Annotated in this window: 11 protein-coding genes; all 11 read right to left on the reverse strand. The window is 42.1% G+C overall.

Going from position 1 to position 12,344, the window contains the following annotated elements:
- Positions 1-75: 75 nt before the first annotated feature.
- The gene (gene pynA, locus AC4CS8_RS04915; RefSeq protein WP_493893817.1) at positions 76-765 is read right to left on the reverse strand and encodes a pyrimidine 5'-nucleotidase PynA; all 690 of its coding nucleotides are present in this window, start codon (positions 763-765) and stop codon (positions 76-78) included.
- Between the two features lie 215 nt (positions 766-980).
- Entirely contained in the window at positions 981-1,439 is a 459-nt protein-coding gene (locus tag AC4CS8_RS04920) for a pyridoxamine 5'-phosphate oxidase family protein (RefSeq protein ID WP_493893818.1), read from the reverse strand.
- A 113-nt stretch (positions 1,440-1,552) separates the two neighbouring features.
- Positions 1,553-2,878: a DUF438 domain-containing protein gene (locus AC4CS8_RS04925; protein ID WP_493893819.1), complete on the reverse strand. Its 1,326-nt coding sequence runs from the start codon at positions 2,876-2,878 to the stop codon at positions 1,553-1,555.
- Positions 2,875-3,108 (reverse strand): DUF1858 domain-containing protein, encoded by a 234-nt coding sequence (locus tag AC4CS8_RS04930; protein ID WP_493893820.1) that lies wholly within the window; start codon positions 3,106-3,108, stop codon positions 2,875-2,877. The genes AC4CS8_RS04925 and AC4CS8_RS04930 overlap by 4 nt, the downstream gene beginning before the upstream one ends.
- 1 nt (position 3,109) lies before the next feature.
- Positions 3,110-4,363: a DUF2130 domain-containing protein gene (locus tag AC4CS8_RS04935; RefSeq protein ID WP_493893821.1), complete on the reverse strand. Its 1,254-nt coding sequence runs from the start codon at positions 4,361-4,363 to the stop codon at positions 3,110-3,112.
- 17 nt (positions 4,364-4,380) lie between these two features.
- The gene (locus tag AC4CS8_RS04940; RefSeq protein WP_493893822.1) at positions 4,381-4,851 is read right to left on the reverse strand and encodes an SRPBCC family protein; all 471 of its coding nucleotides are present in this window, start codon (positions 4,849-4,851) and stop codon (positions 4,381-4,383) included.
- 342 nt (positions 4,852-5,193) lie between these two features.
- Positions 5,194-8,373, reverse strand: coding sequence for a carbamoyl-phosphate synthase large subunit (gene carB / locus AC4CS8_RS04945; protein WP_493893823.1), 3,180 nt, complete (start codon positions 8,371-8,373; stop codon positions 5,194-5,196).
- Between the two features lie 505 nt (positions 8,374-8,878).
- The gene (locus tag AC4CS8_RS04950) at positions 8,879-9,952 is read right to left on the reverse strand and encodes a carbamoyl phosphate synthase small subunit (RefSeq protein ID WP_493893824.1); all 1,074 of its coding nucleotides are present in this window, start codon (positions 9,950-9,952) and stop codon (positions 8,879-8,881) included.
- A 38-nt stretch (positions 9,953-9,990) separates the two neighbouring features.
- Positions 9,991-10,917: an aspartate carbamoyltransferase catalytic subunit gene (locus AC4CS8_RS04955; protein WP_493893825.1), complete on the reverse strand. Its 927-nt coding sequence runs from the start codon at positions 10,915-10,917 to the stop codon at positions 9,991-9,993.
- Positions 10,918-10,954: 37 nt separating this feature from the next.
- A complete protein-coding gene (gene pyrR / locus AC4CS8_RS04960; RefSeq protein ID WP_493893826.1) occupies positions 10,955-11,476 on the reverse strand; it encodes a bifunctional pyr operon transcriptional regulator/uracil phosphoribosyltransferase PyrR in 522 nt (173 codons plus the stop codon).
- A gap of 211 nt (positions 11,477-11,687) precedes the next feature.
- Positions 11,688-12,326 carry a Pr6Pr family membrane protein gene (locus tag AC4CS8_RS04965; RefSeq protein WP_493893827.1) on the reverse strand — a complete coding sequence of 213 codons (639 nt, stop codon included), beginning with the start codon at positions 12,324-12,326 and terminating at the stop codon, positions 11,688-11,690.
- Between the last annotated feature and the right edge of the window lie 18 nt (positions 12,327-12,344).

Raw genomic sequence — 12,344 nt, forward strand, 5'->3', positions numbered from 1 at the left:
ACCAATTGTTTAGGTTTCGAAGGTTAGTATAAAGCAAAAAACTTAAATTTTGCTTAGAACATCAGGCATTCGTTCTCAGTTTAGCAATAGTTCTAATAGTTCCTGATAAGTCGCTACCGTGTAAGTCGGTTGAGCAGTGCTTGTGTTAGCCACATTCTTAGGATTGTACCAAACCGAATCGATACCAGCATTGTTGGCTCCTTGTATATCTGCGGTTAAGCTGTCGCCGATCATCAGAAAATTGCTCTTGTCTGAACAGCCAATTCGCTCTGCTATTTTTTCAAAGAAATCAGCCGAAGGCTTCTGGGTTCCCATTTGTTCGGAAATAAAGACATCCTTGAAATAAGTCTGAATAGGAGAGTTTAGTAGACGGTTAATCTGAATGTAGGTAACACCATTAGTTGCAGCATAAATCTGATAGCCACGCTCTGTTAGTTCTTGTAAGAATTGGTCAGCTCCAGCATAAATCTGTCCTTGCTTCCCCAAAAACTCTTGATACCGTTCTGCCATTTCTTTCCCATCTACTTGGTGTCCAAAATGGGCAAAGGCACGAGAAAAACGAGTGTTAATGAGGTCTTGCTTTTTGATAAGGCCTTTTTCTAGGTCTTTCCACATAGCCTGATTCATGGGGCGATAGTAATTCTTAAATGCCTGGCTGTCCTCTATTTTCATGGATTCCAGTAATTGTGTAAGAGCTACTTCTTCTCCTTGGGAAAAATCTAGGAGAGTATGGTCAAGGTCAAAGAGTAAGTATTTGTAATGCAATTTGGTGATTTCCTTTCTAGGAGATATGGGTATGAACTCATATTTTTTAATCAAAATTACCAATGCGGCAGAAAAAATAATTCCCTTATTGCCGCACGATTATAGTGAATATCTTGACAATCTGAAGATAGGTCTTGATGATATTTTTCAAGTATCCTTCCAATTATACCATAGAAGTGTATGTATTTATGTCACAGCACACTGCCTCAATAAATTTAGTAAAATATACTTTCTCTAGGTTCAATTCTAAAGCTATCTCTTTGTGGTGGTAAGACAGATAAGTCATAAAATTCACCCTGTGCTTGTATCATTTTAAATACCTCTAGTACTTGACGACTCTCTTCAGATGGATAGATATCATACATATAGGGATTTCTTTCCAGCAAAATGTCCAACTTCTTTTTCCCAAGTGATTGAACACGACCTTTAAGAGAGACCATTTTACGACCTAGGGTCTTTTCGCCGCTGGTCATACCAGTTATTGATACATTAGAATTATCTAATAGTTGCTGGTAAAATGGCTTTGTATTAGCAGTAAGAAAATATACTGACTCTCCATCTTGATACATCATATCGATTACACGAGTTGCTGGTTTTCCTTCTTTATCAACAGTCGCAATAACGACTGAATGAATTTCGTCAACTAATAGAGCTAAATATTCCTGTGTTTTCATTCATTTTCTCCCCTGTGTATCATTCTATTCTTTTAGAACATACCAATTCATCTGGTTACAAATTGCTCTTGTAACTTTGGGGCTACTATCCCTCAAGCTCATCAACAATCCATTTAGATATCCCTATGAAAATCGCTGTCAATATCAAAAAACGGTTGAATATCTTGGACGTATTCCAAGACGCCTTGAAACTCTCCCTGGTCATCACGCACGGCCTTATAGACCACATAGACAAACTTGCCCATACTTTCGGACTTGAACCACATGGTCACCTGTTCTTTTTGCCCTGTGCGGAGCAATTCAAAAATCTTCTTGACCTTGTCTATGATTTTGGGTGGATGGCAGAGCTCCACATGACGTCCAATCTGGCTCGGAGTTCGTTTGAAAATCATGTCTTCTACTGGGTGGCTATCATTGTAATATTGGAAAATATCGTCCTTGTTGACAAAGGTTAATTCCAATGGTAAATGATTGAGAATCAGATTGGCCTGTTCGACAGACAAATACCCGTTTCCAAAGGTCTGCGGACAGGTTCTGTCCTGAACAGATTCCGATTTTTTCTTGGGTGTGAAGGTAATGGTGAACTGGCCTTCTGGCGTATCGATAATCTGCTGGTTTGGACTGGCTACCTGCGAAGAAACACTTTCTGCTTCCTGCTCTGCTATTTCCCCAAAAGACTCCCGATGAGGTACCCACTTGGCTGTCGGCTTGATAATGGCATAACCATAGGCATCGCTATCTTCTGCCACTTGGAGCCAGTCGTCTTGAGTGAAAATCTCCAGCAAAATCATGAGAAGTATGGCTTCTTCCTTGAAAATCATCTTCTCGAACTCCTTGGCGAAGTTTTCAAAGTGGGCACGTGTCGCAGCTATGTCGCCTCCTTCAAGTGCCTTGCGAGCCGCCTTAAAGAGGTCGCGAATCTCGTCGTCCACGCCCCACATGACCTTAGGCGGTGCATCGTGACCGTAGCGTTCCATAATGGGAAAGAAGACCCTCTCCTTGCGGGTATAGTGGTTTTCAAATTGACCGAGGAGGCCAAACTGGCGTGTCAAACCTTGTTGGAGCTGGTCTTGCAGTTCTGCATCTTCTGTCTGCTCATACTGGTCAAGGATACGGCGGATGCGTAAGAGGGCCGCTCGCAGTGCTAAGTTTTCTTGCTTGAAGACATAGACAGGGTGCCCTTCCTGGTCCATATCCGCCACTTCCACATCTGCAATGGCTCCTTTGAAAAGGTTGGCGTGGATATTGCAGAGACTCATGACGTCTTCAAAAGTGATGCCCGTGTCGCTAGACATGAGCTCATGCTCCATTAGGGAGATTTCGAGGGCAGAAACTCCCGTAAAATGCTGATTAAACTGATCTTGTACAGACTCTGGACTGGCACCATTGTGCAAGTCCAAGAGAATATTCTTCAAAATCTCAATCCGTTGGTCACTCATTTCTCTCCTCCAATCACTTCATATCCATTGCATTCCAAAACCTGCTGGATACGTTCTAGTGGAATCTTGGTCATCTTGGATCCTGTCTTAAGACTGGTCACCTTGCCAACTGTGTTGAGCATGGCTGGATTGCTCAGTGGCTTGAAACCAAGTTCCACCAAAATGTCCTTAACTTCTGGGTGTTTGTGAATAATCTCTGCAACAGGCAGATTTAGGTCGATTGTGTTCATCCTAGTCCTCTTTCAACGCCTCAAACTTGGCTTTCATGGTAGGGTTATTACGGGTTAGTTTTTTGACAGAAACGTCTTCCAGCTTGTTATTCGCCAGTCGTAGCTGGTTTTCGCTGGTAGTTAGGGCTGCCTTGACCGCCTCCATTCGCTTGATGGCCTTGTCGATTTCATCAATAGCCTTTTGGAAATTGGTACTGGCTGACTGGTAGTTCTTGGCAAAGGCTGTTTTGAAGGTCGCCAAATCTTCTTCAAAGTGGGTAATGTCGATATGCTGTTCTCTGACCAAGGCCAACTCCTGCTTGTACTTCAAACTGTTGAGCGCAGCATTTCGCAAAAGCCCTATCAACTGAATAAAGAACTGGGGACGGACCACGTACATCTTCTCGTACTTGTGGCTGACATCCACGATACCAGTGTTGTAGTAGTCGTTGTCCGCCTCCAACATGGTCACCAAAACCGCATACTCGCAGTCCTTCTCCCGACGGTCCTTGTCCAACTCCTTGAAAAAGTCCTCGTTCTTGTGCTTCTTGACCGTATCATCCGCCTCGTTCTTCATCTCAAACATAATGGAGATGATTTCCACCCCATTCTCGTCCAGCTCCCGATAAATGTAATCGCCCTTAGAGCCACGCGCCGACACCTGATTATCCTTCTCAAAGTAGGCATTTGGAAAGGCCAACTGCCGCACTTTATTGAATTCCGCCTCGGCATAGAGCTCCAAACTCTCGCCGATCGCCTTGGTGGACTGCTGGGCCTTGAAATTCTTGTAAAATTCCACCTGCTCATCCGCTGCCTTGAGCCGCACCTCGTACTCCTGACGGGTGGTCGCCAGCGCCAATTCCTGCTTCTGCTCCTGCACCGCCAAGGCATTTTGAGCCGCGTCACGCTCCTTCTCAACCTGAGCCACCGCCTGCTGCAACTCCAACTCCTTGGCTAGCTCGATTTGCCCCAATTGAGCCTTGAGCTCTTGGATTTCTTGGTCTTTTTGGGACATGGCAGAGCGAATTTCCAACTCTGTCTGACTAGACAGTTTATCCAGTCTTGCTGTCAGTTCAAGGATTTCCTTGTCCTTATCACCCAGTTTAGTCTGCAACTCATTTTCTGCTCTCTGAGTCAATAATTCCCGTTCCCGCTCCAAGCGGTCATGGATTTCCTTTTCAAACTCCGCACCACGTACTTGGGCTAAAAGCTGACTATATTCTGTTTCATTGACCGTAAAAACGGTATCGCAATGAGGGCAAGTAATTTGATGCATAGCAATCTCTTCCTTTTCTAAACTTGTTTCAACTCTTCTTCCAAAAATGCAGCCCATTTTTCCTGCAAGGGCTTGTGGTCAGGCAATTCTTGATGATGTAAAAGTGCTTGGATACATTCATTTTGGACTAACCAGCCAGTCATATCTTTTTTAGCATCCGCAAACTTATTGCCAAAATCAACAGGGATTTCTTCTTCAAAGAGAATGTGAGTTTCTTGCTCCTGCTGACTCAAGCTAAAAGTAACCTTAGCCCTATCCCAACTATAAGCAATCTCTTCATGCGGCCGGTAAGCCAATAGGTCCATGGTTTCACGGAAGTTTTCCATCTCAAAAACTAGTTTGCCCTCTTCAATCTTCAACTGAGGAAACCAGAGGGAAAATCCAGCATCTGTCGCTAGCAAGTCCCACGCTTCCTTCAAACTAGCTGGAGCAGTGTAGGCGATGGTTAGCTGATACTTCTCTAAATCTTTCTGTAGGTTAATTTTCATACGACACTCCTATTCTGTTCTTCCATTATACCAAAAAACATCGGTCCGTGACTGTCGTTCTCTACCTGTCTACAGTTTCTTAATCATCAGCAAGCAATGATTCTATCTCTTAATGCTTTCATCTTATACTCGATAAAAATCAAAAGTAGCCTAGGAAATGAAACAGACGATATAACTCTATTAAGGTAACAGATTTATAAGTTCCACTGGAGCTTATAAATCATCAAGGAAAGCTGACAACGGTTAATTTTGATTTTCGAAGGGTATTAATTACAAAATTTACATTCTATATTAGATTATTACAACAATAAAAAGACAACCTCTTGCGAGGCTATCTTTTTATTAAATAGCTTGAGTTGTAAAACTACGACTTTCCAGCACTTTTACCATTGCTTCTGCTGTATCAAGAGCTGTAAAGAGCGGAACTCCACCTTCAATAGCAGAACTTCGAATCACTTGACCATCCCCTTCGGCAACTCGTTTTTTACCAACGGTATTGATGATAGCTTGTACTTTACCTGTTCGGATGAGACTTGGAATATCATAATTATCAATATCACCCAATTTTCCTACTGGTGTCACCGATAAGCCATGTTCAACAAGAAACTCCGCTGTTCCAGCTGTTGCAAATATACCATAACCTAGTTCGTGGAATCGACGTGCTAAACTAAGGGCTTCTTCCTTATCTTCATCAGCAATTGTAAAGACAACATTACCAAATTCTTCTAAATGTTGGTAACTTGCTTCAAAAGCTTTGTAAAGAGCTTTTTCAAGCGTTGCATCAGACCCCATAATCTCACCAGTTGATTTCATTTCTGGTCCTAACAGACTGTCAACTTTTGCAAGTTTAGTAAAGGAGAATACTGGAGCTTTGACATGAACTTGCTGGCTTTCAGGATACAGTCCATCCTCATAGCCAAGTTCAGCAAGGTTTTGCCCCAAAATTAACTTGGTAGCAACTTGCGCCATTGGAATATCAGTCACTTTTGACAAGAATGGCACTGTACGACTAGCACGAGGATTGACTTCGATAACATAGACCGTTTCATCTTTGATGACAAACTGGATATTCATCATGCCGATACAGTTGAGACCAAATGCTAATCGTTTAGTATAGTCCGCAATGGTTGCTTGTACTGCTTTAGACAAGGTTTGTGGTGGATAAACAGCCATCGAGTCACCTGAGTGAACCCCAGCACGCTCGATGTGTTCCATAATACCTGGAATCAAGACATCCTTACCATCTGAAATCGCATCGACTTCACATTCTCGACCAACGATATACGAATCAACCAAAACTGGGTGTTCTGGCGAAGCCTTGACCGCGGTTCTCATATAGGAACGCAAATCCTCTTCATTTTCGACGATCTCCATAGCACGTCCGCCCAAGACATAAGAGGGACGAACAAGTACCGGGAAACCAATTTTGCGGGCCGCTTCTAGAGCTTCCTCTTCGTTGGTTGCGGTTTGACCTGGTGGCTGAGGAATGCCTAAATCTTTTAGGGCTTTTTCAAACAAATCCCTGTCTTCCGCACGGTCCAAGTCCTCTACTTGAGTACCAAGGATTGGAATACCAGCTTTTGCCAAGGGCTCTGCCAAATTGATTGCAGTTTGCCCACCAAATTGGACGATAACCCCTTTCGGTTGCTCCAAGTCAATGACATTCAAAACATCTTCCAAAGTTAGTGGCTCGAAATAGAGCTTGTCTGAAACTGAGAAGTCAGTTGACACGGTTTCAGGGTTTGAGTTCATGATGATAGCCTCGTAACCCGCAGCCTGAATGGCTTTGACAGAATGAACCGTAGCGTAGTCAAATTCTACACCTTGACCAATACGAATCGGACCAGATCCTAGAACCAAGACAGATTCTTTCTCCGTTCGGATAGACTCATTTTCCCATTCATAAGTCGAATAGAAATATGGCGTGGAACTTTCAAACTCCGCCGCACAGGTATCCACCATCTTGTAGACTGGTACAATCTTATGTTCCGTACGTAATTGACGAATATAGGATTCTGTCCGTCCCCAAAGCTCTGCAATCTTTCGGTCAGCAAAACCGTACTTCTTCGCTTTTTTCAGCAATTCGATATTGTCATGATTGATTGCCAATTCCTGCTCAAGTTCTAAGATATGGAGCAATTTATCAAGGAAGAAAATATCAATCTTTGTTAATTGAGCTAATTCTTCAACCGTGAAGCCACGTCTTAACGCTTCAGATAGATAGAAAAGTCGGTCATCCTGTGCCTTAACAATTTTCTCAACTAACTCATCATCTGTAACCGTGCTGAGTTCAGGCATTTCATTGTGATAAACACCGATTTCCAAAGAGCGACAAGCCTTGAGCAAACTTTCTTCAATGTTACGACCAATCGCCATGACCTCACCGGTTGCCTTCATCTGGGTACCAAGGCGGCGTTCCCCTTTTTCAAACTTATCAAATGGGAAACGAGGGATTTTTGCCACAACGTAGTCAAGAGCTGGTTCAAACATGGCATAGGTTGTTCCAGTAACAGGGTTGACCATTTCATCCAAGGTCAAGCCAACCGCAATTTTCGCTGCCAATTTGGCAATAGGATAACCTGTCGCTTTTGATGCCAAGGCTGATGAACGTGATACTCGAGGGTTAACCTCGATGACATAGTATTTGAAACTATGTGGATCCAAAGCCAACTGCACATTACAACCACCCTCAATTTTGAGGGCACGGATAATGCTGAGACTGGCATCACGTAGCATTTGGTTTTCAATATCTGAAAGTGTCTGTGTTGGCGCAAATACGATGGAGTCGCCTGTGTGTATACCAACTGGATCAAAGTTTTCCATGTTACATACAACCAAGGCGTTATCTGCAGCATCGCGCATGACTTCGTATTCAATTTCCTTGAAACCAGCTATCGAGCGCTCAATCAAACACTGGGTAACAGGTGATAATTTCAGACCGTTTTCTGCGATTTCACGCAATTCTTCTTCATTGGCACACATACCACCACCAGTTCCACCGAGCGTGAAGGCTGGACGAACAATGACTGGGTAACCAATTTCTTGAGCAAATTCCAAAGCCTCATCGACTGTCGTCACAATCGTTGATTCAGGAATTGGTTGATTGAGATCTTCCATGAGTTGTTTGAAGAGGTCACGGTCTTCTGCTTGGTCAATAGCAGATAGTTTCGTACCCAATAACTCCACGCCAAGTTCATCTAAAATACCAGCTTTTGATAATTCCATAGCCATATTTAGACCAGTCTGACCACCAAGTGTTGGCAAAAGCGCGTCTGGACGCTCTTTGCGTAAAATCCGTGTGACAAATTCAAGCGTGATCGGTTCAATATAAACCTTGTCCGCAATTTCCTTGTCTGTCATAATGGTAGCAGGGTTTGAATTGACCAAGACGACACTGTAGCCCTCTTCTTTCAAGGCCAAACAAGCCTGAGTCCCAGCATAATCAAACTCCGCAGCCTGACCGATAATAATCGGACCAGAACCAATCACCATAATTTTTTTAATATCCGTACGTTTAGGCATAATGTATGATACAAAGCCCGTTAAGAGGATAAAGCGAAAATAGGAAACGCAACGCTGATGCTTCAAGCATCAAGAAGACGTTTATCTTTTTCGCACAGTCCTTAGGGCGTGTTCGAATATGAAAATCAAATCTTATTCGAACCTGTATCTTCTCCTTTCTATTTGTCGCCTCTCTGAGCGACATTAAATAAGATAAGTCCGACGCTTTCATAATGAAATCGACAATATTCATTATGAAAGCTAGTGCAGGGGATAGCCAGGCCTCTATAGAGGCTGGCGTAGGGAAATGAATTGCTTGCAACCATTGACCTGTCCCTTGCCTTTCTATTCGTCGCCTCTCTGGGCGACATTAAATAATTTTCAATTGATTAGTCAAAGAAAATAAACTCTTACTTCCTAATATAATGGATTTGTGAGCTAAATGACTGTAATAACTAGAGCTATTTACTGATTAGCTATAAACACTAAGTTATCGTTATATATTTTATGCTCATTGGATCCAGCACTACTTTTGAAATGAGTCGATCAACTCCATAAATTCATCAAAGAGGTAGCTTGCATCATGTGGACCAGGAGCAGCATCCGGATGGAATTGCACAGAAAATCCTGGATAATACTTATGACGTACCCCTTCGACTGATAAGTCATTGATTTCTTCATGCGTAATCATAAGGCTATCTGGTAAATCTTCTCTAGACACAGCATAGCCATGGTTTTGACTAGTAAAATCAACACGCCCTGTCGCAATCTCTCGTACAGCATGGTTAAAGCCACGGTGTCCAAATTTCATTTTATAGGTCTGGGCACCATTTGCTTTAGCAAATAATTGGTGTCCCATACAGATACCAAAAATCGGAATCTTCCCTAGAATTCCACGAATCATATCCAAAGCTTCTGGAACATCATCCGGATTGCCAGGTCCATTAGATAACATCACCCCATCAGGATCCAAAGCAAGAATTTCTTCGGCCGTTGTGTCATAAGGAACAACTGTCACATTGCAATCGCGTTTTGCCAGTTCTCTAAGAATGGAATGTTTCAATCCAAAATCTACCAGTACTACACTGCGACCAATTCCTGGAGCTGGATAAGCTGTTTTGGTCGATACTTGTTGAATGTTATTAGTAGGTAAAACAGTTGCTCTCAACTGATCAGTCAAATGTTCTACAGAATCACCTACATTGGCAAGAGTTGCTTTCATGGTACCATGTTGACGAATTATTTTTGTCAATGCGCGTGTGTCAATTCCAGCAATTCCTGGAATATTCTTTGCTTTCAAAAATTCATCCAATGTCATTTGATTTCGCCAATTACTTGCACGACGTGCCCATTCACTGACCACTACACCCTTACAGGTTGGCCGAATAGATTCATAATCATCACGGTTCACTCCATAATTACCTACAAGTGGATAAGTAAAGGTTAGAATTTGACCATTGTATGATTGGTCTGTAATGGATTCCTGATAGCCGGTCATACCTGTCGAAAAGACTAGTTCACCTGTGACATCAATGTCAGCTCCAAAAGCTTCTCCCTCGAAAATCGTTCCATCCTCTAAAATTAATAGTCGTTTCTTCATATCTCTACTTTCTATCTCATATCAAAGAATCTCTATAGCTAGGCTTTACCATTTAATACGGCCTCTAAAATAGCCATTCGCACAAAAACTCCATTTTGCATCTGACGAACAATACGCGATTTAGGTGCTTCCACCAAATGATCATCAATTTCTACATCACGATTGACAGGAGCTGGATGCATAACAATTGCAGTGTCTTTCAAACGTTTGTAACGCTCATCTGTCAAGCCATGTAGACGATTATAGGTTTCTTTAGAGAATCCTCCATCTCCATCATGACGCTCGTGCTGTACACGGAGTAACATTAAGACATCTACTGTTTCGACAATATCATCAATATTCAAATGCTGACCGTAAACATCAAATTCTTCAGAATACCACTCTTCTGGACCAGCAAAGAAAATCTCAGCCCCCAAACGCTTTAGAATTTGCATATTTGATTTTGCAACACGAGAATGTGTAATATCCCCTGCAATAGCAATCTTCAACCCTTCAAAGGTACCAAATTCCTCATAAATGGTCATCAAATCTAGTAAAGATTGACTCGGATGCTGTCCTGAACCATCTCCACCGTTAACGATAGCTGTCTGAATAGTTGGGCTATCGATCAACTGCTTGTAATAATCAACCTCAGAATGTCGGATAACACAGATATCCACTCCCAAAGCTGACATGGTTAAAATCGTGTCATAGAGGGTCTCCCCCTTATTAACAGAGCTAGTTCGAGCATCAAAGTCAATCATTTTCATATCCAATTTTAACTCAGCCATTTCAAAAGACTTATGGGTTCGTGTCGAATCTTCAAAGAAGAGGTTGGAAACAAAATACTGACGTCCCAGCTGGATTTCTCCCTCCCCTTTTTTGAAGGCAATCCCGCGATGAATCAGGCCTAGAACTTCTTCATTCGAAAGGGTCTCCATTGTAACCAGGTGCTTAAGCGATACGTGTCCATTTGCATCTATCATGTGATTTACCTGCCTTTTTGAAAATAAAATCCATCCATTAATCAGCTTCTACAAGAAGAACTACATCTTCTCCATCTGTCTCCGTCATGTGGACAATAATCTCCTCCGAACGACTGGTCGGAATATTTTTTCCAACATAATCAGCCCGAATTGGTAACTCTCTATGACCTCTGTCAACTAAAACTGCTAAACTAACACGCGAAGGACGTCCTAGAGAGACTACATTATCAATCGCCGCACGAATAGTTCGACCAGTATAAAGTACATCATCTATTAAAATAACGTCTCGATTATTGACATCAGCCGTCATGCTAGTAGCATCTTCTGTTACTTTGATGTCATCTCGAAAAGGCTTAGTATCTAGCTCCCCAAGTGGTACTTCAATTCCTTCTAATTGTTTCAGCCGCTCTTGAATTCTCTTAGCAATGAAAACACCACGGGTTTTTATTCCAGCAAGAACGATATTTTCCAAATTTTTATTGCGTTCAATAATCTCATAAGTAATACGAGTAATTGCACGCTTCATGGTCATATCATCAACGATTTCTTTTGTCTTCATAAAGACCTCCAAAAAATTGAAAAAAGTCTCCTTTAATACAAGGAGACCATGAAAATATAGGCTAGTCTAGACCAACCTGCTTAACACTCGACTCCTTACCTGCCTCACGGGACAGTATTTAAAGGATTTATTGGTCCAAGTATAGCACAAATTAGACAGTCTGACAAATGTTTTTCTAAAAAAGTATAAAACTTTCGGATTTTACCTAGGATTAGGTTTGTTTCATCACAAATCGCTTAAGCCTAACCGATTTAATTCCTGCCAAAAGAAAGCCAGCTAAGTGATAGGCTATAAAAATAACACCAGCATAGGTTAAGACATAACCCCAACCATACTTAGGTACGTTGAGAAAGAAATAAGCAAAAGGGCTATCCTTGGCATCTGGGATTGGAATTTTTATGAATAGACCATTGACTAGACCAAAAATCATGTAGAGAACAGGCAAAAGCGTCCACCAAATCGGATCGAACCATTTGTACTGCTGTTGGCGGTCCACAAGCAAGGTATCTAGCAAGAAATAGAGGGGAACAATATAATGGCAGAGTAGATTTTCCACGCGCCAGAAATCGTCTGCTAAAGGTGCCAACATGAAGTGATAAACAACACAGGTAATCATGATAGACATGGTTACCGCCGCCTTTATGCGAAGGAAACGTGACGTCTGTAAATCCACCCCTTTGGTCATAGCATAAACCATATAGACCGCAAACAGAGATACCAATAAGTTAGATTGTACCGTATAATACATGAGCATGCCGACACCGTATTTAATGATTTCTAAGGCGGTACCCATGATGGCTAAAATGGCTAACAAGCATCTACTGTAAAATAAAATACTTTGATGTTTCATAATATCCTTTCAAAAACG

This window comes from Streptococcus sp. NSSLK0004 (assembly GCF_059039125.1).